This window comes from Streptomyces sp. NPDC042346 (genome assembly GCF_055581845.1).
In genome coordinates this window covers 84,998-111,921 of the sequence record NZ_JBVJEH010000001.1, presented here as the reverse complement: position 1 = coordinate 111,921, position 26,924 = coordinate 84,998, and the positions used below count along the sequence as shown (strand labels likewise).

General features: G+C 70.5%; 28 protein-coding genes, 1 tRNA gene and 1 pseudogene. 10 read left to right on the top strand and 20 right to left on the bottom strand.

The window, feature by feature from the left end:
- Nucleotides 1-4 precede the first annotated feature (4 nt).
- The 3 genes from ACZ6K0_RS00610 to ACZ6K0_RS00600 all read left to right on the top strand — a co-directional run bounded on the left by ACZ6K0_RS00610 (nucleotide 5) and on the right by ACZ6K0_RS00600 (nucleotide 1,954).
- The gene (locus ACZ6K0_RS00610) at nucleotides 5-439 is read left to right on the top strand and encodes a hypothetical protein (protein WP_469228974.1); all 435 of its coding nucleotides are present in this window, start codon (nucleotides 5-7) and stop codon (nucleotides 437-439) included.
- A gap of 18 nt (nucleotides 440-457) precedes the next feature.
- Complete coding sequence (locus ACZ6K0_RS00605) at nucleotides 458-637, top strand: DUF3052 family protein (RefSeq protein ID WP_469228973.1); 180 nt, start codon at nucleotides 458-460, stop codon at nucleotides 635-637.
- Nucleotides 638-1,060: 423 nt separating this feature from the next.
- On the top strand, nucleotides 1,061-1,954 hold the full coding sequence (locus ACZ6K0_RS00600) for a hypothetical protein (protein WP_469228972.1): 894 nt from the start codon (nucleotides 1,061-1,063) through the stop codon (nucleotides 1,952-1,954).
- Between the two features lie 298 nt (nucleotides 1,955-2,252).
- Here the strand turns inward: ACZ6K0_RS00600 and ACZ6K0_RS00595 are convergent, their stop codons facing one another.
- The 4 genes from ACZ6K0_RS00595 to ACZ6K0_RS00580 form a co-directional block, all read right to left on the bottom strand.
- A complete protein-coding gene (locus ACZ6K0_RS00595; protein ID WP_469228970.1) occupies nucleotides 2,253-2,924 on the bottom strand; it encodes a hypothetical protein in 672 nt (223 codons plus the stop codon).
- 29 nt (nucleotides 2,925-2,953) lie between these two features.
- Entirely contained in the window at nucleotides 2,954-3,688 is a 735-nt protein-coding gene (gene uppS / locus ACZ6K0_RS00590) for a polyprenyl diphosphate synthase (RefSeq protein WP_469228969.1), read from the bottom strand.
- 403 nt (nucleotides 3,689-4,091) lie between these two features.
- Nucleotides 4,092-4,484, bottom strand: a complete 393-nt coding sequence (locus ACZ6K0_RS00585; RefSeq protein WP_469228968.1) for a hypothetical protein — start codon at nucleotides 4,482-4,484, stop codon at nucleotides 4,092-4,094.
- A gap of 260 nt (nucleotides 4,485-4,744) precedes the next feature.
- Nucleotides 4,745-5,080, bottom strand: a complete 336-nt coding sequence (locus tag ACZ6K0_RS00580) for a hypothetical protein (protein ID WP_469228966.1) — start codon at nucleotides 5,078-5,080, stop codon at nucleotides 4,745-4,747.
- A 59-nt stretch (nucleotides 5,081-5,139) separates the two neighbouring features.
- Between ACZ6K0_RS00580 and ACZ6K0_RS00575 the strand changes: the two genes are divergently transcribed.
- Nucleotides 5,140-5,628: a DUF2505 family protein gene (locus ACZ6K0_RS00575; protein ID WP_469228964.1), complete on the top strand. Its 489-nt coding sequence runs from the start codon at nucleotides 5,140-5,142 to the stop codon at nucleotides 5,626-5,628.
- A 161-nt stretch (nucleotides 5,629-5,789) separates the two neighbouring features.
- Here the strand turns inward: ACZ6K0_RS00575 and ACZ6K0_RS00570 are convergent, their stop codons facing one another.
- The 7 genes and pseudogenes from ACZ6K0_RS00570 to ACZ6K0_RS00540 form a co-directional block, all read right to left on the bottom strand.
- Nucleotides 5,790-6,425: a hypothetical protein gene (locus ACZ6K0_RS00570; protein ID WP_469228962.1), complete on the bottom strand. Its 636-nt coding sequence runs from the start codon at nucleotides 6,423-6,425 to the stop codon at nucleotides 5,790-5,792.
- Between the two features lie 50 nt (nucleotides 6,426-6,475).
- Nucleotides 6,476-6,691, bottom strand: a pseudogene (locus ACZ6K0_RS00565) (dCTP deaminase); the annotation flags it as partial.
- On the bottom strand, nucleotides 6,688-7,920 hold the full coding sequence (locus ACZ6K0_RS00560) for a bifunctional UDP-sugar hydrolase/5'-nucleotidase (protein WP_469228961.1): 1,233 nt from the start codon (nucleotides 7,918-7,920) through the stop codon (nucleotides 6,688-6,690). The gene ACZ6K0_RS00560 and the pseudogene ACZ6K0_RS00565, both read right to left, overlap by 4 nt.
- A complete protein-coding gene (locus tag ACZ6K0_RS00555) occupies nucleotides 7,917-9,233 on the bottom strand; it encodes a UDP-N-acetylglucosamine 1-carboxyvinyltransferase (protein WP_469228959.1) in 1,317 nt (438 codons plus the stop codon). The genes ACZ6K0_RS00560 and ACZ6K0_RS00555 overlap by 4 nt, the downstream gene beginning before the upstream one ends.
- A gap of 87 nt (nucleotides 9,234-9,320) precedes the next feature.
- Nucleotides 9,321-9,536 carry a hypothetical protein gene (locus ACZ6K0_RS00550; RefSeq protein WP_469228957.1) on the bottom strand — a complete coding sequence of 72 codons (216 nt, stop codon included), beginning with the start codon at nucleotides 9,534-9,536 and terminating at the stop codon, nucleotides 9,321-9,323.
- The gene (locus ACZ6K0_RS00545) at nucleotides 9,533-9,979 is read right to left on the bottom strand and encodes a hypothetical protein (protein ID WP_400055255.1); all 447 of its coding nucleotides are present in this window, start codon (nucleotides 9,977-9,979) and stop codon (nucleotides 9,533-9,535) included. Before ACZ6K0_RS00545 ends, ACZ6K0_RS00550 begins: the two co-directional genes overlap by 4 nt.
- Nucleotides 9,980-10,034: 55 nt before the next feature.
- A complete protein-coding gene (locus ACZ6K0_RS00540; RefSeq protein ID WP_469228956.1) occupies nucleotides 10,035-11,264 on the bottom strand; it encodes a helix-turn-helix domain-containing protein in 1,230 nt (409 codons plus the stop codon).
- A 162-nt stretch (nucleotides 11,265-11,426) separates the two neighbouring features.
- On the opposite strand from ACZ6K0_RS00540, the gene ACZ6K0_RS00535 reads away from it, so the two are divergent.
- Nucleotides 11,427-11,666: a hypothetical protein gene (locus ACZ6K0_RS00535; protein WP_469228954.1), complete on the top strand. Its 240-nt coding sequence runs from the start codon at nucleotides 11,427-11,429 to the stop codon at nucleotides 11,664-11,666.
- A gap of 200 nt (nucleotides 11,667-11,866) precedes the next feature.
- On the opposite strand, the gene ACZ6K0_RS00530 is transcribed toward ACZ6K0_RS00535, so the two are convergent.
- From ACZ6K0_RS00530 to ACZ6K0_RS00510, 5 genes are all read right to left on the bottom strand, one after another.
- A complete protein-coding gene (locus ACZ6K0_RS00530; RefSeq protein ID WP_469228953.1) occupies nucleotides 11,867-13,534 on the bottom strand; it encodes a relaxase/mobilization nuclease domain-containing protein in 1,668 nt (555 codons plus the stop codon).
- A complete protein-coding gene (gene mobC, locus ACZ6K0_RS00525) occupies nucleotides 13,535-13,981 on the bottom strand; it encodes a plasmid mobilization relaxosome protein MobC (protein WP_469228951.1) in 447 nt (148 codons plus the stop codon). It abuts the gene before it with no gap.
- Between the two features lie 282 nt (nucleotides 13,982-14,263).
- Nucleotides 14,264-15,208 carry a DUF2637 domain-containing protein gene (locus ACZ6K0_RS00520; RefSeq protein WP_469228950.1) on the bottom strand — a complete coding sequence of 315 codons (945 nt, stop codon included), beginning with the start codon at nucleotides 15,206-15,208 and terminating at the stop codon, nucleotides 14,264-14,266.
- Nucleotides 15,209-15,559: 351 nt separating this feature from the next.
- Nucleotides 15,560-16,759: a DUF3631 domain-containing protein gene (locus ACZ6K0_RS00515; protein ID WP_469228949.1), complete on the bottom strand. Its 1,200-nt coding sequence runs from the start codon at nucleotides 16,757-16,759 to the stop codon at nucleotides 15,560-15,562.
- 227 nt (nucleotides 16,760-16,986) lie between these two features.
- Nucleotides 16,987-17,217 (bottom strand): hypothetical protein, encoded by a 231-nt coding sequence (locus ACZ6K0_RS00510; RefSeq protein ID WP_469228940.1) that lies wholly within the window; start codon nucleotides 17,215-17,217, stop codon nucleotides 16,987-16,989.
- A gap of 94 nt (nucleotides 17,218-17,311) precedes the next feature.
- On the opposite strand from ACZ6K0_RS00510, the gene ACZ6K0_RS00505 reads away from it, so the two are divergent.
- Together ACZ6K0_RS00505 and ACZ6K0_RS00500 are read left to right on the top strand one after the other, a co-directional pair.
- Entirely contained in the window at nucleotides 17,312-17,998 is a 687-nt protein-coding gene (locus ACZ6K0_RS00505) for a helix-turn-helix domain-containing protein (RefSeq protein WP_469228938.1), read from the top strand.
- A complete protein-coding gene (locus tag ACZ6K0_RS00500; RefSeq protein WP_469228936.1) occupies nucleotides 17,995-19,629 on the top strand; it encodes a site-specific integrase in 1,635 nt (544 codons plus the stop codon). Before ACZ6K0_RS00505 ends, ACZ6K0_RS00500 begins: the two co-directional genes overlap by 4 nt.
- Nucleotides 19,630-19,675: 46 nt before the next feature.
- Here ACZ6K0_RS00500 and ACZ6K0_RS00495 read toward each other — a convergent pair.
- Nucleotides 19,676-19,749 (bottom strand) — tRNA-Thr (locus ACZ6K0_RS00495).
- Between the two features lie 182 nt (nucleotides 19,750-19,931).
- Between ACZ6K0_RS00495 and ACZ6K0_RS00490 the strand changes: the two genes are divergently transcribed.
- From ACZ6K0_RS00490 to ACZ6K0_RS00480, 3 genes are all read left to right on the top strand, one after another.
- On the top strand, nucleotides 19,932-21,029 hold the full coding sequence (locus tag ACZ6K0_RS00490; RefSeq protein WP_376411162.1) for an ABC transporter ATP-binding protein: 1,098 nt from the start codon (nucleotides 19,932-19,934) through the stop codon (nucleotides 21,027-21,029).
- A gap of 228 nt (nucleotides 21,030-21,257) precedes the next feature.
- Nucleotides 21,258-21,668, top strand: a complete 411-nt coding sequence (locus ACZ6K0_RS00485) for a hypothetical protein (protein ID WP_376411159.1) — start codon at nucleotides 21,258-21,260, stop codon at nucleotides 21,666-21,668.
- Between the two features lie 154 nt (nucleotides 21,669-21,822).
- The gene (locus ACZ6K0_RS00480; RefSeq protein WP_376411156.1) at nucleotides 21,823-22,539 is read left to right on the top strand and encodes a nucleotidyltransferase family protein; all 717 of its coding nucleotides are present in this window, start codon (nucleotides 21,823-21,825) and stop codon (nucleotides 22,537-22,539) included.
- Nucleotides 22,540-22,646: 107 nt separating this feature from the next.
- On the opposite strand, the gene ACZ6K0_RS00475 is transcribed toward ACZ6K0_RS00480, so the two are convergent.
- The 3 genes from ACZ6K0_RS00475 to cysS all read right to left on the bottom strand — a co-directional run bounded on the left by ACZ6K0_RS00475 (nucleotide 22,647) and on the right by cysS (nucleotide 26,887).
- Entirely contained in the window at nucleotides 22,647-24,332 is a 1,686-nt protein-coding gene (locus ACZ6K0_RS00475; RefSeq protein ID WP_469228933.1) for a DoxX family membrane protein, read from the bottom strand.
- A 117-nt stretch (nucleotides 24,333-24,449) separates the two neighbouring features.
- Nucleotides 24,450-25,406, bottom strand: coding sequence for a 23S rRNA (guanosine(2251)-2'-O)-methyltransferase RlmB (gene rlmB, locus ACZ6K0_RS00470; RefSeq protein ID WP_376411150.1), 957 nt, complete (start codon nucleotides 25,404-25,406; stop codon nucleotides 24,450-24,452).
- Between the two features lie 80 nt (nucleotides 25,407-25,486).
- Nucleotides 25,487-26,887: a cysteine--tRNA ligase gene (cysS, locus tag ACZ6K0_RS00465; RefSeq protein WP_376411147.1), complete on the bottom strand. Its 1,401-nt coding sequence runs from the start codon at nucleotides 26,885-26,887 to the stop codon at nucleotides 25,487-25,489.
- Nucleotides 26,888-26,924 lie beyond the last annotated feature (37 nt).

Sequence of the window (26,924 nt, the reverse complement as noted above, 5' to 3'; positions counted from 1 at the left end):
GACCATGGCAAACGATCACGTGATCGTGCACGGTGAGCGCGGCTGCGAGGGCAAGAGTCAGACCCTGGCGCCCGGCGTCTACGACACGAGCGCGCTGGATGACGACGACTTCATCAGCTCGGTGACCATCCCGAAGGGGTGGACGGTGACGCTGTACGAGGACGCCAAGTTCAGCGGTCGCAGCAAGACCCTCACCGCAACGGGCGACGTCGGCGACGACTTCAACAACATCACGTCCTCCCTGACCGTCTCCAGCCCGGACAAGGAGGCGATCGTCAAGACCGGCGACGGCCATAAGGACGGGAAGGGGGGCGTGATCACCATCGAGCAGAACGATGTGGACCTCGACGCCAAGGCCTTCCTCAAGGGCAGGGACTTTCCTCCGAGGTTCGAGCAGATCATGGTCCTCAACTTCACGATGGTCCCGAGCGGGAGCTGATTCCGCCCGCCGCAGCTGGTGGGCTACGTCGAGCCGAGCGAGACCGGCGGGGCCGTGACGAACGCCAGCCTCTCCCAGACCAGGGCCATCAACGCCGGCAAGGGCTGGAACGGTAGTCGGCTGATCACCCCAAGGGTGCGGCCTCACGGTGGTAGACACTCCCGCACCCAGGACCCCGGGTTGCTCAGCGTCACCTGATGGCGGGTAACCCGGGATCGTCCGCCCCTACCGGGCGGCAGTGGCTCAACCGGCCTCCGGCGAGCGGTCCAAGGCCGCCAACAGCACGGCTACGTCGGTTGGAATCTGGCTTTGCTCGCGAGGAACTCGTATGCATCACCGAAGCCGCAGGCCGCCTCGCTGGTCCGGTGAGGAAGCGACGCCCGACAGAGGTGAACAGGGGCCTGTCGGCGGTGCGCCACCCTCCCTTCCTGACGGCGCGTCGCGGTGGCCGGCGAGGCCGTGGCGCTGGGGGTAGTCCAGCCAGGGTTGGCGGGGTCCGGCAGGCGTCTCGTCGCCGGGCTCGTACCTCCATGTCTGGGGTGGTGACTCCGCGATCGCTCTTTCGGCTGAAGATGACGGAAGACTCCTGGCCCAGGGGGCTCGGGCGCCGATACTCCGGTCATGCCAACGTTTCCCGACGGTAACTTCACGATCGTCAACAACGAGACCGGCCGCTGCGTCCGCGTATGGCTGGGCGGGACGCAGGACGTCAGTGCCTGGAAGGCGGGTACCAAGTACCTCCAGTCCGTCACCGGTGAGCCGACTCTGGACCTGGGTGAGCCGGACGGCAGCCCGGCGACCGCCTGGTGGTTCAGCACCATCGACGACGGCGTCGAGCGCCAGCCGTTCAACCAGATCGTCAGCCACGCCGTGGGCGAGTACCAGAACATCGGCGACTACTGCGTGTGGCTGGACATCAACTGGTTCCCCACGGCCGAGGACCGCAGGCGCGCAGCCGACCAATTCCGGCGCAAGCTGGACGACATGACCCCGGACCTCAAGGAGAAGCTCGCCGCACTGCCGCCCGAAGCGTTCTGGGAGCAGGCGCAGGAGCAGCTGGGAGCCGGCGCGAGTCTGTCGCAGAAGCTGGAGCTCTGGCACGGCTACTGCGCCTCCGTCACGTTCCCCGAGCACCATGTCGAGGAGGATCCGGAGGGGCTCGAGGCCGCGCAGTCCTACATGGACGCGGCGGCCGAGGCGGGGATCCACCGGCCGGAGGTCGAAGCGGGCAGGACGTCGACGAGGATGTACGGCTGCGGCGCGAGCCGCGGGGAGGGCAGCACCTACCGGTGGGCGTACGACGGCACCCACATCTACGGCGCGGACAGCAGGACGGTGCCGGCCGAGCGGACGTACTGGACCGACGAGGGCGGCTCCCTGGTTGGCAGGAGTAAGGGCGGCCCCGGCCAGACCTGGACTCTCGCCACGTGGAAGCCCAGCCAGGCCCATCCCGACCCGGTGAGGGCCGTCGCGCTCACCGGCCTGTTCGGACCCGTCGCCGGCCTTCTTGGCTGACGCCGGGCCAATCCTCGCGCCCCGCAGCGGAGTCGCCAGGCACCGGCCGGTGCCTGGCGACTGCGCTCGCACTCGGCGGTCAGACCTGTTCCGTGTTCGACCGCGGCCGCCACGGCGATGTCGTCGGCCTGCACCCCTCACCGCTGGTCGTGCGCCTCGCAGGCGCCGCGGGGATCCAACGGGTCGCCCGCGCCCTGGCGTGTGAGCGGACCGGCGCGCAGCCGGCCGACCGGGGAGAGAAGCAGGGCCTCTTCCCCCTCGGTTTCAAACAAGGACGAACTTAGGTGAGGGGCTGGCCTCAGGCCAGGAGGAATGCGGCTGCGGTGGTGGCGCCGACGCCGGCACCGGCCGCGGTCTGGGCGACGCTGTGGTAGGTCAGTGCGACGCGGGACCAGCACACGGCGAGGGTCAGGCCGTAGGCGAGGAGCCACCACGGGGAGTGGACCACGGCGAGCATCGCGGGGATCGCGGAGGCGACGGCGCTGTCGACGCTGATCTTCCAGACGTGGTTCACGGCCAGCAGGACGACGGTCATCGCCCACAGGGCGAGCATCGCGAGGAGGATGCCGGTGGGGGCGTGGCCGAGGATCATGATGATCGAGCCGAGTCCGATGGAGGCCAGGATGACCAGGAAGATCGGGGGCCGTTTGGTGCGGTCGACGATGTTGCGGTCTTCCCAGGTGCCGCGTTTGCGTTCCCACTGGATGTAGGCCGCGGGAATGATCCCGGCGCACAGGGCGCCGAGCAGCCCCCAGGGGATGCCGCTCCAGTTGCCGGCGGCGGCCAGCCCGATGCCCGGCATGCCGGCGAGCAGGACGTTGCGCGGCTGGAGTACGTCCGTGACGGTCCGGGCCGCCCTCGTGCGGTCCGCACGCTCGTCCCCCTCGGGGCGAGCGGGCTGCCCGTCCGGGCGGTGTGGGTGTTCGTGCGTGCCCGGGAGCATGGCGCCGTCGGACGGTGTGGCGGTCATGTACTTCTTCCTTTGCGGAATCGTCGGGCCTAAAGTCCCAGCCGTCGCTGTCGCGAGGCGTAACTGTGCAGCGCCTCACCCAGGTCTTCCCGGGTGAAGTCGGGCCACAGCCGCTCGCAGAAGTACAGCTCCGACTGCGTTGTCTGCCAGGTCAGATACCCCGACAGACGCTGCTCGCCCGAGGTACGGATCACCAGGTCCGGGTCCGCGAGCCCTGCCGTATCCAGGTGGGAGGCGAGCTCTCCCTCCCACCAGGACAGGTCCCGGGCACGCTCCTGCGGTCCTCGGTCCCGGTACTTTTCCGCCAGCGACCGGGCCGCGCTGACGATCTCCCGTCGGCCGTCGTAGGCGACAGCGATATTGGCCTGAACCCCCTCGACCCGCTCGGTGCGCCGCTGCACGTCCGCGAACGCCTCCGCGAGGGGCGTGGGCAACAGCTCCAGGGCTCCGATGACCCGGACCCGCCAGCGCTGTGCCTCGGCGAGATGCTCGCACAGGCTGGTGAACGACTGATACAGACCGGCGAGTTCCTGGGGGCTGCGCTGCAGGTTCCTGACGGACAGGATCCACTGCGTCACCATGGTGACCCCTTCCTCCTCGCACCACTGCAGGACTTCAGGGATCTTGCCGATCCCACGGCGATGCCCCTCGTCCACGCTGAGACCACGCTGGGCAGCCCAGCGCCGGTTGCCGTCGAGAACGAGAGCGACATGCCCCGGCACTCCCGGGCGCACAGGGGCAGCGAGTACAGACGGTTCGGTCATGGCGGCTTCCGATCAGAGGTGATGGAGAAGACAGAAGGGAACAGGACACGAACAAGGAGGGGCACGGGGCTTTGTGCGACCACCGGAAGGCCGCTCCCGGGACCCGGCGCTATTCGCGCGCAGCGTGTCCTTCGGGTCGCGCAACGACGTGACGGTCGCCCGGCTCCGCACCGAGGGCTCCGGGGTCCGTGACCAGGACGGGCCCCGCTCTTCCCGTTCGTTCGGCACCACGTCAACGCGCTCGGCCGGTACCCGTTTCAGTGACCGGGGCTGCGCGGGGGCATCAGTCCCCCGCGCGAGCCGGAGACCGCCGACCATGAGGTGAGCGCGGTCACGCCGGCCAGACGCATGCGACGGTGTCCCGTCCAGGAGAACCCGGACGGGACACCGTCGCACGGGGTGGTTACGGGATGAACAGGTAGAACGGCTGGTCCGCGGCTGCGCCGTCCTTGCCGGTGTTCACGCGGATGGAGTTGGACGGGCAGGCGGCATCGTTGCGTGAGACACGGATTTCGCTGCCCCGGTGCGCGGTGCTGCTGAGGGTCGCCATCGGGATGGACTTGTAGGCGTTGACGCCCGGCGTCAGTACGACGCAGTACGCGCCCGTAGCGATCTTGCTGACCGATTCGATGGTCTCGGTCCTCTGGGTGGTGGAACCGTCCCGGCCGACGGTGGCCGCGGCCTGGGCGTAGGGGGCGATGGTGTTGCTGGTGGGGTCGGCCGCCATCGCGATCCCGCCGAGGGTGGCGCCTACGGTGGCCACGCCGAGGCCGGCCAGGACCAGCTTGGTACGCATAAGCATGTGAATGATGCCCTTTCTGGGCAGAGTTACGGTCCGGTCGAAAACCGGGAGCACCTCATTCACTCCCACTGCGGCGCCGCGTCCCAGCCGCGTTCACTCCTACGGATGATCATGACCTCCGCAATCACCCGACCGGCCCCTCTGGGCAGTCCGTGCCCCAAGTGGTTGAGGACCGGGCCGTGATCAGCGCCTGGGTTCGACACGCGGCCCCGCGTCGTCGGCCCGGTCGCGGTCGGACGGAATCCTGGCCCGTGTCACCATCCGACCTCCAGGGTCTTGAAGATCCGCCCGTTCTGCGCACCGGGCGCGTTGGGTTGCCGCAGGTCACATCGCACGCGACCAATTGGTCGATGCATTGACGGATTGGGCCGTCTCCAACCAAGCCCAAAACTCGGGATTTTGCCGTGACCGTTTGCACCGGAGAAGAACCGGTAGCTGTCGAAGTCGGCCAGCACCGTCTTGACCCACTCCTGGGCCTGCTGGTCCCAGGTGACGTAGACGGACTTCTCCCCCTCGATCGCGGCCGCCGCGGCGCCTGTCTTCTTCTGCCGTGCACGTTGCCACCGCCGGGTTGACGTTCGTGTACTCATTTGGGTGATTTCTTTGCCCACTGCGACTTCGGGTGTCGGTCTGTTCCTATCGTGTCCGCATGGGCAAATTCACTGTGGTTCACAGTTTCAGCGCCACGCCTGAGCGGGTCTGGGAGCTCTTCCTGGACCGCAGGTGCAACGAGCGGGTCTACCTGGAGGACCTTGGGTGGCCGGAGTGGTCGATCAAGGAGCAGAGCAACATCGGCGAAGAGGTCGTCCGGAAGGCGGCAATGACGCCGCGGCGTAGTCTTCCGGGGCCGATTGTGAAGGTACTCGGAGCCGGGTTCCGGCAGGTCGAGGAAGGCACGTTCGCGTCGACGACCCGCACGGGCACGTGGCGGCGTATTCCTTCCACGCTCGCCGACAAGTGGCATGAAGAAGCAACTGTTCGGATCGAGTCGGTCGACGGCGGCGGGTGCAAGATGATCGTCGATGTCACCCTGGAGATGCAAGTCCCCGGCCTCGGGGGGCTAATGGAGAGCTCCTTGGAAAAGGAACTTCGGAAGGAATGGGAGACTTTCGCCATGGTCTCCAACAAGTTCGGCTGATCTCACGCCTCCGCCACGGAGGGCGACACGTTCTAGACGGCTTCGGCTCTGACGCAGGCCCACGTCGGTATTTGGTGCATAACCGCTGAGGACGCTTAAGCCTCTTGTCGTCCTCGCCGGTGGCCGCAGGCTGAAACCTGACCTGCCAGCCGACTTCGCGATCATGTCGGTCTTGTGGTCTGGTCTTCTCCCCCGAGCAGCCGGGTGTTCTCCACCATCAGGCGTTGCACGACGTTGCGCAGCGACACCAAGTCCGCCTCCCCGCGCCGGGCGGCCGCCAGGGCCTGGTCCCGCTCCCGGCGCAGTTCCTCGACCTCGGGGTTCGCGTCCAGGGTTGCGACGTGCTCGCCGCGCGCGCTGGCCGCGAGATCCCGCACGCGGACGGCTCGGAGCTCGGCGCGGGCCGTGTCGAGGTCCCGGCGCAGTGCGGTGTTCTGTTCGAGGAGCATGCGGTTCTCCACCGTCAGCGCCGCTTCCTGTCGAGCTGAGGCGGCAGCTTTGGAGCGGGGACGGTCGTCGGCGAGGTGGGCGCGGGCGGCTTCGGCCTCGGCTTTCAGGTCGCGGTGGCGCTGGAGGTACTGGGGGTTGACCTCGGCGCGCCTGGTGATCTCCGCGTCGGAGAGGGAGTGGCGGGTCCTGCGCATGCCGGTGATGACGTCCAGCACCCGCTGGCGGCACCGCTCGCTGTCGGACCGGCGCCGGGCGGCGGCGGCCTGCCGTCCTGCGTCCAGGACGGCCGCGCGCCCCGAGCCCGAGCCCTCGGGTGTCGTGTCCTTGGATGGCAGGTCAGGGCTCACCCGGCCTCCTCGGTCAGCAGGATCGGGTCGGTGGTCGGCTGGTCCAGGTGCTCGCCGGGCTGGAGGACGTACCCGTCCTCGCCGATCTCGACCGTGGCGGTCGGGTTGGGCTGGTGGGCGTCGATGACGGCGGTCGTGTAGGTCAGCAGGGTGGGGCCGAGGCGGACGTTGTAGCTGTTGGGGTTGACCTGCCCGGGTTCGAACGGGCTGATGGCCAGGCGGCCGTCGCGGGCGGCGGCGGTGATCTCGGGGCCGGTGAGGATCATCGGGCACCGTCCTTGTTCTCGGTCCTGGGCAGCGGCGTGGCGATGGTTCCGCGGACGGCCTCGCCGAGGCGGAGGCCGGCCTGGTGGGTGCGTCCGCCGAGGTAGGTGGCGGCGAGGTAGTCGGTGGTCAGGACGGACCGGATGCCCCGCGGCGGCGGCTGGGGGGCGAAGGCCAGCGGGCCGACGTGCCCAGTCAGGTGCGTCAGCAGGCCGTCCAGGTCCTTCGTGTACCGGTCGGGAAGGAAGGCGTGCACGAGCTGGTTGTCGAACGGCTCGATGACCAGCAGGTCTCCGAGCGTCAGGACGTCGCCCAAGCGGGTGGAGCGCAGGGCGGTTTCGTTGAGGAGGACAGCATCGGCGCCGAGGCCGGTGTGCAGCCGGGTGGTGATGTCCTGGAGGAGCCGGCGGCGGTCGAGGACGGTTTTGCGGTAGGGCTCGTCGAGGGTGCCGAGGGGAGTGGCCAGCATCCGGCAGGTGGAGCTGATCACCTCGTCCAGGGCGGCGAGGTCGACCGGGACCACCGTCGGGGCGGGGAAGGCTGCGGTACGGGCGGCCCAACCGGACCCGACCGGCTCGGCGGTGGCGTATCCGGCGGCCAGCTCACGGCCCTTGACCACGAGGGTGTCGCCGACGTGCACCGGCCCGTAGGTGTCGCTGTGGCAGTGGCCGGCGAAGATGACGTCCACGAACGGGCAGGCGCCGGCGAGCTTGAGGTCCTCGTCGAAGCCGGAGTGGGACAACACGATCCACGAGTCCACGTGGTGGTGGTGCTCCAGCATCAGCTCGCGCAGCGCGGTCACGGGGTCGGTGACGTGGTGTCCGGCCCGCTGGTCGGCGGGGATGGTGTGGAACGCGCTCACGCCGATGACCGCGGTGACAGCGACCCGGCGGCCGTGCACCTTGAGGACACGGAGACGGTCGAACAGCGGTCGTCCGGTGGCGTCGTCGACGGCGTTGGCGCAGATCGTCATCTCGCGCAGCCCGGGCTCGAAGTAGTGGGGCCAGCCGTGGTTTCCGGGTGCGAGCACGTCGTACAGCGTCGTGAGAATCTCCCGCTCAATGGCGCCTTTGCCCAGCCGGTAGTAGCCGGTGCCCTCGAAGAAGTCACCGCAGTCGGCGATGAGCGAGGTCTCCTTGAGGTGGTGCAGGTGCGGCAGGAGCCTGTGGGCCTGGTCGAGGGCGGAGTGCAGGTCGGTGGTGGCCACGATCTGGCCGTACACCCTGCTCATCGCGGTACGTCGGTGAGGTCAGCGCCGAGGGTACGGAGCTTGGCGGGCAGGTCGGCGTGGCCGCGACGCAGCTGGTCGAGACCGCTCACGGTGGTAGTGCCCCGGGCGCCGAGGCCGGCGATCAGGAGGGTGGAGCCGGTGCGGATGTCGGTGGCCTTCACCGTGGTGCCGCTCAGCCGCTGGGGGCCGACCAGGCGGCACTGCGTGGGTGAGAGTTCCTCGATCACGGCCCCGAGCCGGGCGAGCTGGGGGAGGAGGTTGCCGTGGCGGCCGGGGTTGATGTCGTCGGCGAACAGGTGGGTGCCTGGCAGGGTGAGAGCCAGCGCCATCAGCGCGGGCTCGAAGTCGGCGTCCAGACCGTCCGGGGTCAGCGAGGCGACCGCCCGCAGCGGCCGTCCGCTCACGGTGCGGGCCCGGTGGACGGTGATCGCGTCGGGGGCGAGGGAGACCGGGACACCGGCCCAGTCCAGCAGGTCGGCCAGCACCTTGAGATCCGATCCGGTGACGCCTTCGACACGACCTTCACCGCCGGTGGCGGCGATCGCGCAGGCCAGCGTGCCCGCCTCGGTCTTGTCACCGGGAACCGTCCAGGCGACGGTCCCGGCCGGGACGCCCGGCGGCGGGGCCAGCGTGATCTTGTCGCTGTCGGCGTGGGCCGTCCATCCGGCGGACCGTAAGGCGGCGAGCACGCCCGTGGTCTCCGGGGACAAGTTGGGGTTTCCCAGTTCCAGGCGGCTGTCGGCCACGACCGCCCGGCAGATCGCGGCGATGCTCGCTCCTCGCGAGCGGAACGGCAGCGTCAGGACGACCTTGTCGCGGGCCCGGTCGGCGGCCAGGACGCGGTATCCGGCGTCGTCGAGCAGGACGGTGTCGCCGAACGCCTCGTACACGGTGAAGTGCAGTTCCATCCCACGGTCACCAATCCGGCAGCCTCCGGGCCAGGGAAGGGCCGCCTGCCCGTAGACGGCCAGCAGCGGCGCCACCAGGTAGTACGAGGCCCGGATCCGGGCGGCGTCGGTCAGGTCGGGCGCCTCGGCGGGGTGGTCCTTGGGCGTCACGATCACGGCTCCCGGTTCGGCGACCGGGCGGGCGACGCGGTAGCCGGTCTGCTCCAGCAGGCAGAGCATCCTCTGGACGTCGGCGCTGGCCGGGACGCCGGACAGGCGCACACCACGGCCCAGGGATGCGGCGGCGGCCAGCAGCGGGAGGGCCGCGTTCTTCGAGCCGTCCACCCGGACCGTGCCGGCGAGCGGGCGGCCGGGACGGACGGTGACGGCGTCGACGTCTCTCGTACGGGCAGGGGCAAGGTCCATCAGAACCTCCTGGTCGCAGGTGGTCGGGGTGGTGTGGCTCCAAGAGGGGGTACGACCGCCGACGCTGGTCACCGCGCGCTTCGCTGTTCAGCGGTCGGTGGTGAGGGGCGCCGAGACGATGTCCGGTGCGGCCACGACCGCTTGGTGGACCGTGGCATCGAGGAGCTGGCCGGCGGGGGTACGCAGCGTCCAGGCGGGCCCGGCCAAGCCGGCGAAGGCGAGGAATGTCAGGGCGACCCGGCCGCTGTGGTCAGCCCGTTTGTGGGGAGTGCGGTGATGGCAGCGGTGACGGACCCTGCTCACGAGGTCTCGCCGAGAGCGTTCTCGTGCTCGTCGAGGAGGCGGCTGGTCTGCGCGTACAGCCGTTCCAGCTCGGCCGAGGTGAGGACGAGGGCTCCCTCGTGGGTCGAGCCGTCCTCGAAGTGGATCTCCACGGGCACCGAGCCCTGGCGGGCGCGCGGGTCGTAGACCGCGTCGCGGCCGGGGAGCAGCGTGACGTGGGTCGCCTGCGCCGGCACTGGGCGCAGCGTCGTGCCGTCCGCCGGCGCGGACCAGGCGGGCCCGCCGCCGGGCGGGCGCAGGTGGTAGGTGGTGGCGGAGTCCTCGCCGGGGAGGGTGACCACGACGCCGATACGGCCGCTGCGGGCGGTGTCGGCGGCGAGATCGCCGAGCCTGGGAACGAACGGGGCTGCCGTGCCTAACTCGGCTCCCTGCGATGGGAGATGGGGAGTGCGTCGTCCGGTCATGCTCCGAAGTTAGGGACGGCCCAGCCCCCGAATATGAGCCGGAGGAATACGACCCCTATCCGTCCAGGTGAAAGCGGTCGGACATGCGCCGCAACTTCTCGCGCGTGGCTGCGCGTTCGGCGTAGACGATGCTGCGGAGCGTGGAGCGGGCGATGGGGTGGTTCCGTACGAGCTGGGGTGCGATTCGCTCGGCGGTCTCCAGTTCGCCGAGGGCCTTGCCCCGGTTGCCGTCCCACAGCCACGCGCGCGCGATGTCCATGTGGTGGTGTCCCTGACGTGAGTTGGGCAGGGCCACCACCAGCTCGGGGCTGGTGCGGCGGTTGATCTCCAGGGCCTTGCCCTGCTCGCCCATCTCCAGCGCGACGCTGATCGCGTGGATCTGCACATTCCCGGCGGAAAACGTCAGTGAGTGCCGGTCGTAGACGGGCGCGCCGGCGTAGGCGTCCATCCGCTCGGCGGCGTCCTTCGCGTATCCGATCCGGTCCTCCGCCTCGGACGGGCGGCTGGCGCGGGCGGCCGAGACCGCCGCCCGGAGCTGGAGCGTGCCCCAGGCCCGTACGGCCAGCGGCTCGCCGTGCTCGTACGCCTGCTGCACCGATCCGATCGCCTTGTCCGAGAGCGTCAGCGCGTCCGCCCAGTCGGCCGTGGCCCACATGTCCCAGACCCGCATCCAGTCCGCGACCGCCGGCAGCACCGGGTCCCCGGAGAGCCGTGCCGACCACGCGGCCCGTTCGCAGGCCATCGCCACCAGTTCGGGGTGGCCGAGGGAGTGGGCGGCGGTGTGGGCGAACTTGCAGCACACCGCGTAGATCGCGTACGCCTCCTCCCGCTCGTGCCCGTCCGATGCCTCGGCCAGGGCTCGTGCCTCGCGGAACAGGTCCGGCAGGACCCGCAGGATCGCCACGTTGGAGGCGGTGTCGCGGAGCCGGTGCAGGCGCGTCACCTCGCGCCACAGCTGCGGTGCGGGCCTCGGCGTCCCGTCGAAGACGGGGGCGAGGTCGTAGCGGCGAAGCTCGCGCAGGATCGACGAGGCGGCGACCTGCCACTGGTTGTCGTCCGGGGAGCTGTTGTACGGGCGCCCGATCAGGTCGTTCGGGTGGACGTGCAGCTCGGCGGCGATCTGGTTGAGCAGCCCGACGCGGTCCAGCTCGATCAGGCCCCGCTCCATCTTCGAGACCCAGCCCTGCGACTTCCCCAGGGCCGTCGCCAGGTCGGCCTGTGGCATTCCCAGCCGCAGCCTCGCCCTGCGGACGCGCCGGCCGATCTCCTCGGCTTCCTCCAGCATCAGGACACCTCCCCAGCGGTCGGGCCCCGGGTGCTGTCCCCGACCGGCCCGTACAGAGTTCGTCACCGGAACGGTACCCAGATGGCCGGTGGCGTGAGAGGCGTCCGGCGGATTCTTGCGGTGACGCAGTGACCACGGACATGGGTCGTCCGTTGGCACGCCATGAAGAAGATCATCTCTGTAGCCGCCCTGGCCCTCACGAGCCTGGCGCTGGCCGGCCCCGCCCACGCGGACAACGACAGCAACTTCGGGCCGGGGGTCAACGCGGCCAACAACTGGAACTTCAGCGCTGCCGCTGTCTGCTTCCAGGAGCTGGCGGTCGTCCCGGTGGGCGGCGCATGGAACGGCAACACCCTCAACCACTGCACCAACGGCAACGTCCTCGACCACGGCAACGGTTGATCGTTCGACACCCGCCTGTTCCGATTCGGAACAGGCGGGCGTTCCGCATCGGAAAATGGTGGTGTTCCGATTCGGAACGTCCTCGGTTGCGGGGCCGCCGGTGGTGCTCACTCGGTGAACGCGGGGGGCATTCACCGAGTGAACGCCCTTGTTGTTCACTCGGTGAACGGGCCGGCGCGTCGCCTGAGGCGGGCTCCGCGTCACCGGCCCCTTGGCCGGGAAGCCGGCGGCGTGGCTCGCGGTGTGGTGGTGGAGCCGGGCTGGACTTGCCCTGCTGCCTTGTTGTGCGCAGGCTTCCTGACTGCCGGATCGGGAAGACGGTTCAAGCGCCAGGTGAGCACTTCGCTGAGGTTGGTGGCGGTGTCGAGTTCCCGGTGGCGGGCGGCTTGGGTGAGGCGTGCGGCGGGGTCATGGCCGGCTGTCGTGACGTCGCTGAGGGTGGCGGCGAGGGCGGGCCAGCCGGGTTCGGCGAGGATCTGCTCGGCCAGGTCGGGCAGCGCTTGGCGCACCGCTGTGACCTGCCGCTTCAGTAGCCACTGGGCGAGATTCTGGCCCCGGTGATGGATCACGGCCAGGGGCTCGACGGCTGCGGCCTTGTAGGCCGCGCGGAGGTGCTCGGCTGTCTGCCGAGCGGCTTCGGCCTGCTGAGTGTGCTCGCGTGTGCGGTGCCAGTGCTGGGCGGCGGTGACCGCCAGCAGGAGTGCGTCGAGGACGATCGCGAGGAGGGCCCCGTCGTTGGGCGGCGGCACGCGCAGGATCGCCTTCACCACCCGGCGGGTGGCCTGGGCCTGCTGGTGATGCGCTCGGATGCGGGACCGGGCGGCGCGCTCGAAAGCGGTGGCTGCCTGGACCAGCTGCGGCCGGAGGCCGGCAGGAGCAGCCAGGGGAAGTGCGTCGAGGGCTTCGGCGAGGACAGCGATGTGGGCCTGTCCGGCATCGTCCTCGCTGTGGGCGAGGTGGTCGGGTGTCCGGTCGGCGGCGATGGCGAGTCGTCGCCAGGCTGTGGCGTCGGGCCGTTCCGGCGGCGTTGCTTCCGCCCCCGCGAGGCGTTCGGCGATCTTGGGGTAGGAGAGGTCGGGGGCGAGGGTGGAGCCGGAGAACCAGACGGGCTCGCCTTGGGCGTTGGTGTCACCGTCGAGGGCGACCTTGTAGCCGCGGACGTCCCCGGAGGGGAAGTACTGGACGTCCACGAGGGCCTTGGTCCCCTCGATGAGCCCGAAGAACTCCTCTGCGCTGGTGGCCGCCGAGACTGCGGTGCGGACGATGGTGCGCAGGCGTTCCCGGGAGGTCCGGGCGTTTCCGGTGCGCTGGGCCTTCTCCTGCTCGGCGCGAGTGGGGCGCTTGGCGGCGGTGCGGTCCCCGCGCGGCACCTCGCGCAGCCCGTACTCCTTCTCGATGGCGACGAGTTCCTTGTCGGCGCGCAGGAAATCGTTCCAGTTCCTCGGCGGACGGAGGTCGCCACGGACCTTGGTGGCGACGATGTGGATGTGGTCGTCGGCGTGGCGGACGGCGATCCAGCGGCAGGCGTCGGGGTCGCCGGCCGGGGCGATGCCGGTGACGTCGAGGACGCGGCGGGCGATGGTGGCCCATTCGTCGTCGGCCAGGTGGCGGTCTTCGGGGGCGGCGCGGATCGAGCAGTGCCAGACGTAGTTCTTCGGCGCCTTCGGGCCGGCCTGCTTGACCCGAAGGTCGAGGACGTCAGCGAGCTGGGCGAGGGTGGCCCCGGGGTTGCGGCCGGGGTCGGGCACGAAGTCGTCCCAGGAGGCGACGAGGTGGGGGTCGGTGTGTTCGTTGGCGCGGCCGGGCCCGTAGAGGTAGTTCAGGACGCCCCGGGTCTTGTGGCCGGGCTTGACGATGTTCGCGATCAATCAGGCCGCCCAACGGTTCGTGGCGGCCACATCGGCGGCGGTGTCGACCGCCGTGACCGTCTCCTGGACCAAGGTCACGAGCCGTCCGGCCTCGGCGAGTACGGCAATGTCCATGGGGTGTGTGGTGCCGCCTTCGTTGAGGCGTTTGGCGATCTGGTTCACGTTCCTGCCGATCCGGGAGACCTGCTCACGCAGGGCGGCGTACTCGTCGATCAGGTCGTCGGCGGCGGTGCGCTGCTCGGGCAGGGAGATGTCGCCGTTCAGGTGGGCCATGACGATGGCGCCGACAAGATGCGCGCCGGCCAGGTTGTGGCGGCGGGCCTCGGCGAGGATCGCCTGCTTCTCGTCGACGCTGTAGCGGACGTCGACACGCTCTCGGCGCTGGACGTCCTGGCGGGCACGGCGGCGGGCGACACGATGCAACGCGGCTTCGTCGGCCGCACGCACACCCCCTGTCCCCGGTGCGCCCTCGCGCCGGGGACCTGCCTCCGCCACCCCCGGGGCGGAGGCATCCGCGTTGGACCGGCCCTTGGACGGTCCAACGCCATACCTTGCTCCGCCCGGGGCTGGGGTGGTGGTCGAGTGCCGGATGGTGGGGAGTTCGTGGTTCGTGTCGTGCATGGGGCAGTTCTCCGTTGGGTGCTTGGTTGTGTACGGCCTCCGTGTCCCCGTGCTCGGCCGCACGGGGACACGGGATGCGCAGGAGGGCGGGGCAGGGCTCCGTGAGGGTCAGCCGGTGCCGACGGGGGAGGCGGCTTCGTTCAGTCCGTCGAGTGGCCCGGCCTTGGAGCCGTCGCCCGTGGCGGGCTGGGCCTGGCCGGTGCGCTCGGCTTGAATCTGGTCGCGCAAAGCGCGGGCCCGGGGCAGACCGATCCGTAGTTCGCGGCGCAGACGCTCGGCGGTCAGCTGGTCGTCGCTCCAGCCGGCGGTCAGGAGTCGGGCCCTGTCGAGGACTTCGGCGGGTGTGCGGGTGCGGTCGGCGGCCGACTTGGCGGCGTCGGGGACCCGACCGGTCGCCCGACGCGGGGCTGCTCCGGTCGGCTCCGCCACCGTGGTCGGCCGAGGCGGTCGGGTGACGGGGGCCGCTTCGGCTCCCTCGGTCGGCCCCGTGGCACGTGCCTCGGTGACCTCCGTGGGGGCCGACTCGGTCAGCTGCTCGGAGGCCGATTCGGGCCGGTCAGCCGTCGACCGTGGGGCCTGGTCGCCGGCCGACTGGGCAGAGGCCGCTTCGGGGGAGCCGGCCGACTCGGGGTTGTGGTGCAGCACCTTGGCCACGAGGTCCGAGCCGAAGTAGATCGACCCGACTGGGAGTGAGGTTGCCAGCAGTACGAGGGCCCAGTTCGCATACTCCCAGTCGGTCAGTCGGCCCCACTGGACCGAGTCAGTGTGCAGGGCCGGTACGAGGCCGTGCACGTAGTTCAGCAGGAGGCTGGCGATCGTGTAGGTCGCCAGGACCCGCAGGGCGAACGTCCGGTCGGCGCCGGTCAGCACGAGCGCGGCAACCAGCGCGAGGGCCATCAGACCGTCGACCACGATCGGGTAGAGCAGGGCGGCGGTGGAGTCGGCGCCTATGGCGCGGGCCACGTCGGACAGCGCGTTCCACGACACCCGGAAGGCCATGAGGACGACGGCCACCAGGCCGAGGACGAGGATGAAGCGTCCCGCGCGGTTCACGCGACGCCCCCGAGCGGGTGCGGGTGCTCGGTGAGCGTCGTCAGGATCGTCATTCTGCTTGAGGGTCTCGTTCTCGGCGGCCGAGGTGAGCCGCGCGATGCCGGCGCGGATGCTGCGTATGGCGCCTGGGGCGCTTGGAGCAGGGAAGTGCAAGGGGGCGGTCTCCAGGGTGGGGAAGGGCGTGGCCGCCGGGGCGTGGGCGGCTGTGGGCGGTGGGGACTCGTCCCACTCGTCCCGTGGCTGGTCAGGGCAGGTACGGGTGGGGCGTTGATGTCGGGTCGACTCGTTGCGGGTCGGTGACTCGTCCCCGCGCTGACCTGCGCGGGGACGAGTGGGACGAGTCGGGGAGGGTCAGGCGCCGGGCTCGACCGGGAGGGTGGCTGCTGCCTCGGGCGGGCAGTAGCGGGTCCACGCGTCGGTGAACTGGGCGCGGGTGAAGCCCTTGGCCTGGTTGCCGCCGGGGAAGCGGCGGTTGGCCGACTTGATGCCGTAGTCCTGGAGCAGGAGCTGCAGGCCGCGCGGGGTGAGCCCGTTTGGGCTGTGCTCGGCCCAGGGCGCCTCGGGGTCGGCGTTGAGAATGTCCAGGAGGCGGCCGGTGCGGATCACCGGCTGGTCGCCTTCGGTGGCGAAGGCGCGGCGGATGTCGGCGAGGATGCGGATCTTCAGTCCGCCGTCTTCGTCGCGTCCGGACTCGTAGTCCGTCATGGCCGTGCACGCGGTGCGGGCCAGGACGGGCCAGTGTCCGCCCGCGAGGTCGGCGACGCTGACCAGCGGTGCCCAGGTGTCGGCGGCACGGTCCTCGACCGGCATCTTCGGTTCCAGGGCGAGTGCCTGTTCGCGTACGGAGGCGAGCCAGGCTGCCAGCCGGGTCCGGAGTTCGCGGACCGCCAGGTCGTCGCGGCCGTAGCGCCAGAAGCTGACCTTCTCGGTCTCGGCTCGGCGGCGCATCCGGATGACGACCGACCGGTCCATGATCGTGTCGGGCAGGTCGCCGATGCCGGCGAGGGCGGCCATGGCGAAGGTGTCGAACTTGACCACCTCGTGGTTGGGGCCGGAGACGCGCAGGGTGGGCCGGTTGCGCTGGTGACCGGCGTTGAGCAGGCCGCGCATCTCCTCGTTCTTCTCCGCGACCTTCGCGCTGCCGAAGATCGTGTCGACCTCGTCGACGAGGAGCGTGGGCGGGTCGGCGTCGCCGATCGACCGGAAGATCGCGGCGGCGGAGGCGTTGACCGTGATCAGCGGCTCGTGGACGGCCTCGATCAGGACCTCAAGCAGCCGCGACTTCCCGCACCGCTTGGCCGGCCCGACCACCGCGAGGCGCGGCGCGTGCTGCCACACCGTCTGCAGGTGGGTCGCCGCCGCCCACAGCGTGGTCGCGGTCAGGGCCTCCTCGCTCGGCATCACGACATAGCGCCGGATCGCATCCCGGAGCAGGTCCAGGACCTCCACGCCCTCGGGGTCCGGGGCAGACGAGGGGGCGGCCGGCTGGCCGGGGATCGCCGTCGGCGGCCAGATGGGGTCGGATGAGGTCACGGGCGTTGTGGATTCCAAGAGGCGGCTCCTTCGCTGATGGCCGTGCAGGCAGGCACAGGCCACCCAGTGGTGGTGGGTCAAAGGGGGGATGTCGCTGGCTTTTTGCGACGCATGCGCGTCGACGGCTCGCCCGTTCTTCGGGCCCGTTGCCGGGCGGGCGACCACGAACAGTACGACCGCCCTCCGGCACAGTCCAGCGATTCTGTGTCAGCTCAGCGCAGAACGGTCTGCTATCTTGCCGCGCCCTAAGCGGCCAGACCCAGCAGACCGAGCAGGTCCGCGGTCACCACTCGGTACGTCTTACCCAGGCGCAGAACCCGGCACGGGTACTCACCCCGCTTGGCCAGCTCGTACCCCTTGCTCCGCCCGAGACCCAAGGCACGGTTGCCCGTTTCCAGGTCAATGGCAACAGGAAGGGCCAGCAGCTCGTCCCGACTCATCCCCAGCGGCTGGCCCGCCATCACGTCATCGCGCATGCAGCGCTCCTCTCGATGCAGCCCTCGGCGAACGTGCTCACTACGTCCGGCTCCAGGCGTTCACTAGCAATCATGGGCGAGCTAATGTGTCTTCATGACACAGCGCAACTTCGATGATGAAGAGGACGACGACTTCCCCGAGTGGGCGGACCGCGTCAAGGCCAACGTGGCCGGAGAGGTCCGACGACGACGCAAGGAGATGGGGTGGAGCGCTCAACAACTCGCGGACCGCTGTGCGGAACTCGGTCACCCGATCCCGCGCAACGTCATCGCCAACATGGAGTCCGGGCGACGCGCCAACCTTCCGCTGGTGGACGTCATGATCCTCGCCGTGGCCCTGTACACGTCCCCGATCTGCCTGATCTTCCCCGTCGGTTACATCGAGGACACCCAGGAATATCCGTTCCAGCACCTGCTGCCCACCTGGGAGGCCATGCGGCGCTTCACCGGTGAGAGCCAGGACGGCGAAGGCGACGCCGGCCTGATCCCCGAGTTCAATCGCCACGCCACCCTCGAACTCACCATCAAGGCCGCCCGGGACGAGGAGAGGCTGGCGGCATTCGCGGTCAGGACGGCAACCACGTCCAGCCAGCGCGAAGAAGCCGAACGCAAGCGAGCCGAGTACGCCGGCCGAGCCGACTCCGCCACTGACGAACTCCTCTGGCTCCGGGAGTCCATCCGCAGAGAAAAGGGCGCTGTTCCACCGCGCCTACCGCTGGGCCTCGAAGACATCGAAGAGCCCGAGCCCAGCCCCGACACCACTGAGGAGAACGCCCTTTGAAGGGATCCACCCACCGCCGCTGCTACTGCCGCGACCCCAAGACCGGCAAGCCGCTCGGCAAGAACTGCCCCAAGTTCTCCAGCCGCAAGCACGGCTCCTACTCCATACGACAGGAGCTCCCGCCCCGCGACGACGGCACCCGCCGCTCCTTCAGCCGCGCCGGCTACGAGACCCTCAAGGACGCACAGGCCGATCTCGACCACATACGGGCCCTGCTCGGCCTCGCCGAGTCCGACGACCCGGAGGCCCTGGCCGCGATCGCCACGCTCCTGGAGACCGTCGCGACCGAGAAGGCGTCCCTCCCGGACATCGAGGCGACCCGACGTCGCCTCAGCCACGGGATCGACCTGACCAGCAGGCTCACCGTCGGCGACTGGCTGGACATGTGGCTGGCGGCCAAGAAGGGCAGGCAGAGCGCCATCAGCCGTGACGAGAGCAACATCCGCGTCCACCTCAAGCCGCGGATCGGGCATCTGCGGCTTGATCGTCTCCGCGTCTCCCACCTCTCGGAGATGTTCGAGGCCATCGCCGAGGCCAATGTCGAGATCGCCGAGGGCAACGCCGCCCGCCGCAAGGCGTTCGAGGACCTGTCCCGGATCCCGTGGAAGGGCCGCGAACACCGCGCCCGCCGCAAGGCGATGAAGGCCGCCATCGACGAGATGGATCCGTACCGCCGCATCGTCGGCCCCGCCACGCGCCAGCGCGTCCGCTCCACCCTGCGTGCCGCTCTGAACGCCGCGATCGCCCAGCAGTTGGTCACCTTCAACCCGGCCGCCCACGTCGAGCTGGAGGCGGGCAAGCGCCCCAAGGCTCTTGTGTGGACCGCCGAACGCGTCCTGCAGTGGCGGCGGACGGGCGAGCGGCCCTCGCCCGTCATGGTCTGGACACCGGAGCACACCGGTCTCTTCCTCGACCACGCGGCCGACGACCGGCTCTACGCCCTCTTCCACCTCGTCGCCTTCCGAGGGCTTCGGCGCGGCGAAGCCTGCGGCCAGAAGTGGACCGACACCCACCTCGACGCCGGCCTCATCACCGTCGCCAAGCAGCTCGTCGTCGACGGCTGGGAGGTCTACGAGGACGATCCCAAGACCGACGCGGGCGCACGGACCATCGCCTTGGACTCCGACACGGTCGAGGTCCTGCGCCGGCACCGGGCCCAGCAGGACGCGGACCGAGAGAAGTGGGACACCGCCTGGGTGGAGACCGGCCGCGTCTTCACCCGCGAGAACGGCGAGCTCCTCCACCCCGCGAACGTCACCCGTCGCTTCATCGAGCTGTACGAGGAGATCGGCCTCCCGCCGGTCCGGCTCCACGACCTCCGTCACGGTGCGGCGACCCTCGCCCACGCGGCCGGCGCGGACCTGAAGGCCATCCAGGAGATGCTCGGCCACTCCTCGATCGCCGTCACGGCGGACACGTACACGAGCCTGCTCCCCGAAGCGGATCTCGCGATCGCGGAGGCCACCGCCCGCCTCGTCCCGCGCGCACGCGCCCAGCACACCCCGCACACCCCCCACGCCGCCGTGCCGGATCGTGCAGGTCTCTCGGGGGAAACGCCGGGTGCTGCCACTCCGTCCGCTCACGCACCGCGCACGCAAACGGCCCCGGACGAGGAGTCCGAGGCCGTGTAGGGCGTCGCCTGGGGAGGAAATCCCACGTCAGCGACGCCTAGCGCAGAGCCCCCTGTCGGGTTCGAACCGACGACCCCCGCTTTACAAGAGCGGTGCTCTGGCCAGCTGAGCTAAGGAGGCAGCGAGTGCAGTGTAACCAACCCCGGCCGGGCGGCGGCCGGAAATCTTGCGGCCTCTGGACTGCTGACAGATCGGGCATCGCCAGGTAGCGTCACTTGCGGTTCACCTAGGTGGACTAGACCTCAATCCTTCCTTTACTCGGATCGTCCGGCACGTTCCTGCCGGTGAAGGGACACATCACCATGGCTTCCGTCACTTTCGACAAGGCGACCCGGGTGTACCCCGGTGCCACCAAGCCCTCCGTCGACCAGCTCGACATCGAGATCGCCGACGGCGAGTTCCTCGTCCTCGTCGGGCCCTCCGGCTGTGGCAAGTCGACCTCGCTCCGCATGCTCGCCGGACTCGAGGACGTCAACGGCGGCTCCATCCGCATCGGTGACCGCGACGTCACGCACCTGCCGCCGAAGGACCGGGACATCGCGATGGTGTTCCAGAACTACGCGCTGTACCCGCACATGACCGTCGCCGACAACATGGGCTTCGCGCTCAAGATCGCCGGTGTCAACAAGAGCGAGATCCGCGCCAAGGTCGAAGAGGCCGCGAAGATCCTCGACCTCACCGAGTACCTGGACCGCAAGCCGAAGGCGCTCTCCGGCGGTCAGCGTCAGCGTGTCGCCATGGGTCGCGCCATCGTGCGTGAGCCGCAGGTCTTCCTCATGGACGAGCCGCTGTCGAACCTCGACGCGAAGCTCCGTGTCTCGACCCGTACGCAGATCGCCGGCCTCCAGCGCCGTCTGGGCATCACCACGGTCTACGTCACCCACGACCAGACCGAGGCCCTCACCATGGGCGACCGCGTCGCCGTGCTGAAGGACGGTCTGCTCCAGCAGGTCGACTCCCCGCGCAACATGTACGACCGGCCCGCCAACCTCTTCGTCGCCGGCTTCATCGGCTCCCCCGCCATGAACCTGATCGAGGTCCCGATCACCGACGGCGGCGTGAAGTTCGGCAACAGCGTCGTCCCCGTCTCCCGTGACGCCATCGCCGCCGCGTCCGCCAACGGCGACACCACGGTGACCGTCGGCATCCGCCCCGAGCACTTCGACGTGCAGAGCTCGGAGAGCGGCGAGGGTCTGGCCGTGACGGTCAACGTCGTCGAGGAGCTCGGTTCGGACGGCTTCATCTACGGCTCCACCCGCGTCGGCGGCGAGGACAAGGACCTGGTCGTCCGCGTCGGCGGCCGTGACGTCCCCGCCAAGGGCTCCACGCTCCACGTCGTCCCGCGCGGCGCCGAGCTGCACGTCTTCTCCACCTCCACGGGCGCCCGCCTCAGCGACTGATCCCAGTCGCCCGGCCCGTAGAGCCTCGCTGAACGGCCCCGCATCTCTTGCAGATGCGGGGCCGTTCGCCTAGGAGGTCGAAGTCGGGGTTTACCCCGGAAAACCCCGGCATTCAGGGCCCGCCCGCGCCCCCCGCGTCAACACGGAATTCGAAAAGCCGCCTCGAACCATCCCCCGCGAGAGTGACTAAATGTCGCCATATCACTACCGGCCGCTACGCTCGCCTGCGTGACGCACTCTGCCCGCCGAATCGGCCGCTCTCTCGCCCTCGTCCTGCCCGTCGTCCTGGTGCTCTCGGGAACGCTCGCGGTATCCGCCGTTCCGTGGGCCGGCCAGGACTCCGCCACCCAGCTGACGGCCTCCTCCACGGACGTCTCCGTCCGCGCCAAGTCCCGTGCCCCGCAGGATATTCTCCGCGACCAGCTCCTCGCAGAGCTTCAGGAGAAGGACCCCGGCACGGCCCTCACGCACCTCCAGCGCGAGGTCGAGAACCGGCCGTCGATCGCCGAGCACTGCATGTCCATCGCCCGCGCCCTCGGCCGCGCCGCCGTCAAGCACTACGGCCCCTCCCGGGCCCAGTCCTTCTCCCGCCCGGTCTGCGACACCGCGTACGCGACCGGCGTCATGCGCGCGAGCTGAGCCCCGACCTGAGCCCCGACCTGAGACGTGAGCCGAGACGTGGGCTGAGCCACGGCCCCCGCCGCGGCCCGCGTCGCAAGCCCCGCCGCGATCCGCGCACCGCGCTCCCTCGCGTATCCGGCCGTCCGGCGTGCGGGCGCCTATCGTTCCCCGTATGCACACCAATCCGACGCAGGCCGTGGTCCTGGCGGGCGGCCAGGGCTCGCGGCTGCGCCCCTACACCGACGACCGCCCCAAGCCGATGGTCGAGATCCCGGGCACCGGGACCCCGATCATCGGCCATCAGCTGTCCTGGCTCGCCGCCGAGGGCGTGACCGACGCCGTCGTCTCCTGCGGCCACCTCGCCGAGGTCCTCCAGGAGTGGCTGGAAACCGCCGACCTCCCCCTCAAGGTGACCACGGTCGTCGAATCCGAGCCCCTGGGCCGCGGTGGCGGCCTCAAGTACGCCGCCGCGCACCTCCCCGCGCCGGACCAGCCCTGGTACGCGACCAACGGCGACATCTGGACCCGCTTCTCGCTCCGCGAGATGGCCGCGTTCCACGCCGAGCGGGACGCCCTCGCGACGCTGGCACTGGCCCGCCCCCGCATCCCCTGGGGCGCCGTCGAGACCGACACCTTCGGGCACATCACCGACTTCATCGAGTCGCCGCCGTCGCCCTACCTCATCAACGCCGGCGTGTACGTCTTCTCCGCGGCCTTCACCGAGCTCCTCCCGGACCTCGGCGACCACGAGCGGACCACCTTCCCCCGCCTCGCCCGCGAGCGCCGCCTGGCGGGCTTCCCGCTGCCCCAGGGGGCGTACTGGCGGGCCATCGACACCGCCAAGGACCTCACCGAGGCCGCCAAGGAGCTCGCCGCCCAGCGGGCCTGAGTCACCGAGACACCCCCACGCCTACGCCCACGTACGCCTCAGTACGCGTACGAGAAGGGCGGCTACCGCATCCCGCGGTGCCGCCCTTCTCTCTTCCGCTCGCGCGCTCAGCCCAGCAGGCCGCCGATCGGGTTCCTCGCGCCGCCCGTCGTCGAGCCGCTCTCCGTCGGGGTGCTGCTGCCGCCCGTCGAGCCCGTGGAACCGGTGGAGCCGCCGCTCGACGAGCCGCCCGTGCTCGTCGGGGTGTCGCTGGTGGTCGGTGGGGGCGCCGGGTTCGACTTCGTGGGCGGACGCGTGGTCGTGGAGGAGGACGACGAGGACGAGGAGCCCGTGCTGGTGCTGCCCTGCGTGGCCGTCGGGCGCTGCTCCTGCGTACGGGTGGACTCCCGGGTCGTCTCCGTCGGCCGGGTCTCCTCCTCGGTCTCCTCGCGCCCTGCGGTGGCCTCCGTGGTCTCGGAGGTCGCGGTGGGCTCGGGCGCGGTGGACGTGCTGCCGGAGGGGGCGCGGCGCGTCGGCTCGGTGGGGAGCGGCCGGCCCGGGAGGTGGTTGATCGGGTCGTCGTTGGGGCCCGGGACGGTGACCATCTCGGTCGAGCGGACCGCGCCGCCGAGGACGGAGCCGATGAGGAGGGTGAGGCCGACGACGACCGAGGCGAGGAGCGTGCTGCGGCGCGTGACGCGGCGGCGCAGGGCCCACAGTTCGGCGCGGGGGCCGAGGGTGCGCCAGGCCTCGCCCGCGAGGCGGCCGTCGAGCGAGTAGACGGGGGCGCCGGCGATGATCAGCGGGGACCAGGCGGCCAGGTAGATGATGTCGGCGGAGTCGTAGACCGGGACGGTCTTCCAGCTGACGGTCAGGATCAGCGCGGCGGAGAGCAGGGCGCCGACCACGGCCGCCGCCCGCTGCCAGAGGCCGAGGACGGTGAGGACGCCGACGACGACCTGGAGGAACGCGACGGTGAGTCCGGCGCCCACGGGGTGCTGGAGGGCGAAGTCGCGGAGCGGTTCGGCGAGGGCCCACGGGTGGAGCGAGTTGAGCCACTTCACCATGGAGCCGCGCTCGCCGCCGTCGAAGTAGACGGGGTCGCAGAGCTTGCCCATGCCCGCGTAGATGGAGATGAAGCCGAGGAAGACGCGGAGCGGGAGGAGGACGACGCCGAGGTTCATCCGGCGGCCCGGGTAGTACGCGTGCCGGACGGGGTCGTGCGCCTGGCGCCGGCCGTCGCGGCCCTCCCGGCCGTCCGCCGTGCCGTACGCCGACCTGCCATACGCCGAGTCGTCCTCGTACGGCCCCGGGGTCTCGGGCCGGAGCTCGTACACGTCGTCGTAGGCGCCCTCGGCGCGCCGCATCGGCGGCAGCAGCGGCGCGGCGGCGTCGGCGGGCACCACCGGGGTGGGCATGGTGTCGTCGATGCGCGGGATGGCCTGGGTGGCGCCCGCGTCGAGGCCGCCGTGCCCGAGGCGACCGTCGCGGCCGCCGCGGCCGACGGCCGGGTCCAGCGTGGAGACGGAGGACTCGCGGACGGCCTGGAGGAGTCCGGTCGCGCCCGGCGCGGACTTCCCGGTCCACACGACGGGCCGACGGCGCGGTGCGCCCCCGCCCGTCCCGCCGCCGGCTCCGGAGAGCGCGGCGACGCGCGGGTTCGCGGCGAACGTCGGCGCCTGAGCCGGCGCGAGCCGCACACGGAAGCTGGCGTGGTTCACGATCACCTGGGCGGGATCGGAGTCCACTTTGACCATGCTCAGCGCGGGCTGATCGTCGAACCCCGGCCGGGGCGTTCTGGTGTCCACACTCATCTAACCGAGTGATCTGGGTTTAGGACACTGCCTTGACAGCTCGCAAATGTCCGAGACCCGTCAAGATCAACGCCGCGGCCGGGGCCGGGTCGTACGAAGAAGTGTTGCGCGGAAGCGTTACGCCATACGGCGGCGGGCCGCCTCGTACAGCACGACACCGGCGGCGACACCGGCGTTGAGCGACTCCGCGCCGCCCGGCATGGGGATGCGGACGCGGTAGTCGCAGGTCTCGCCGACGAGGCGGGACAGGCCCTTGCCCTCGGAGCCGACGACGATGACGACCGGGCCGGACAGCGCCTCCAGCTCGTGGACCTCGTGGTCGCCGTCGGCGGCGAGGCCGACGACCGTGAGACCGGCCTTCTGGTACTGCTCCAGGCAGCGGGTCAGGTTGGTGGCGCGGGCGACCGGGGTACGGGCGGCGGTGCCGGCCGAGGTCTTCCACGCACCGGCGGTCATGCCGGCGGCACGGCGCTCGGGGACGACCACGCCGTGGCCACCGAAGGCCGCGACGGAGCGGACGACGGCGCCGAGGTTCCGCGGGTCGGTGATGCCGTCGAGGGCGACGATCAGCGGGTCCTCGTTGTCGTCGAACGCGGCCGCGGCGAGGTCCTCGGGGTGCGCGTACTCGTACGGCGGGACCTGGAGGACGAGACCCTGGTGGTTCAGGTTGTTCGTCATCCGGTCGAGCTCGGGGCGCGGCGCCTCCATGATGTGGATGTTGCCGCGGCCGGTGGCGAGGTTCAGGGCCTCGCGCACGCGCTCGTCGTTGTCGATGAACTGCTGCACGTACAGGGTCGTGGCGGGCACGCCGTCGCGGAGCGCCTCGAAGACCGGGTTGCGGCCGACGACCATCTCGGACGTCCCCTTGCCGCCGCGGCGGGCGACGGGCTTGCGCTTGGCCACGTTCCGGGCCATCGCGTTGGAGACGCGGAACGCCTTGTGGCCCTTGCGGTCGGTGGCCTTGGGCGTCGGGCCCTTGCCTTCGAGGCCCTTGCGCCGCTGGCCACCGCTGCCGACCGTCGCACCCTTCTTGTTCGACGTGCGACGGTTCCTGCGCTGGCTGTTCCCGGCCATGACTACCTATTTCCTCTAATGCCTGCGTACACAAGTCTTTAACTGAAGTGTGCCGCCCGGAGCCCCGAGCGGCACGTCTTCTAACGGGTGCCCAGCGTCCAGCGGGGGCCGTCGGGGCTGTCCTCGATGGCGAGACCGGACTGGCCGAGCTGATCGCGGATCGCGTCCGCGGTCGCCCAGTCCTTCCGCTCGCGGGCCGACTCGCGCTGCTGGAGCACGAGCCGTACGAGGGTGTCGACGACGCCGTGGAGCTCTTCGCCGCCACCGGACTCCTCGGCCCAGTGCGGGTCGAGGGGGTCCAGGCCGAGGACGCCGAGCATGGCGCGGACCTCGGCGAGGCGGGCGATGGCCTCGTCCTTGTCGTCCGCGGCGAGGGCGCTGTTGCCCTGGCGGACGGTGGTGTGGATGATCGCGAGCGCGTGCGGCACGCCCAGGTCGTCGTCCATGGCCTCGGCGAAGGCCGGCGGCACCTCGGCGGCGGGGGCGACGGTCGTCCCGGCCTTCTCGGTGGCGCGCTGGACGAAGCCCTCGATACGGGCGAACGCCGACTCGGCCTCGCGCAGGGACTCCTCGCTGTACTCGATCATCGAGCGGTAGTGCGGGGTGCCCAGGTAGTAGCGGAGGACGATGGGGCGCCAGTTCTTGACCATCTCCGACACCAGCACGCTGTTGCCGAGCGACTTCGACATCTTCTCGCCGCTCATGGTGACCCAGGCGTTGTGCACCCAGTAGTGCGCGAACTCGTCGCCGAAGGCCTTGGCCTGGGCGATCTCGTTCTCGTGGTGCGGGAAGATCAGGTCGAGGCCGCCGCCGTGGATGTCGAAGGCGGAGCCCAGGTACTTGTGGGCCATGGCCGAGCACTCCAGGTGCCAGCCGGGGCGGCCGCGGCCCCACGGGGTGTCCCAGTCGGGCTCGCCCGGCTTGGTCGCCTTCCACATCGCGAAGTCGCGCGGGTCGCGCTTGCCGGTGATGCCGTCCTCGGCGGGCTGCCGCAGGTCGTCGATGTCCTGGTTGGACAGCTCCAGGTACCCCGGGAAGGAGCGCACGTCGAAGTAGACGCTGCCGTCGGCCTCGTACGCGTGACCGCGCTCGATGAGGCCGCGCATCATCTCGATCATCTCGGGGACGTGCCCGGTGGCGCGGGGCTCGTAGGTGGGCGGCAGGCAACCGAGGGCGTCGTAGCCCGCGTTGAACGCGCGCTCGTTCTCGTAGCCGATCGACCACCAGGCGCGGCCCTGGTCGGCGCCCTTGGCGATGATCTTGTCGTCGATGTCGGTGACGTTGCGGATGAACGTGACGTCGTAGCCGCGGTAGGCGAACCAGCGGCGCATGATGTCGAAGTTCAGCCCCGACCGGATGTGGCCGATGTGCGGGGCGGCCTGCACGGTGGCGCCACAGAGGTAGATCGAGACGCAGCCCGGTGTGAGCGGGGTGAAGTCACGGATCTGCCGGGCGCTGGTGTCGTACAGGCGAATAGTCACCACTCCAGGGTAGTGGGCGTGTGGTAGTGCCCCGCGA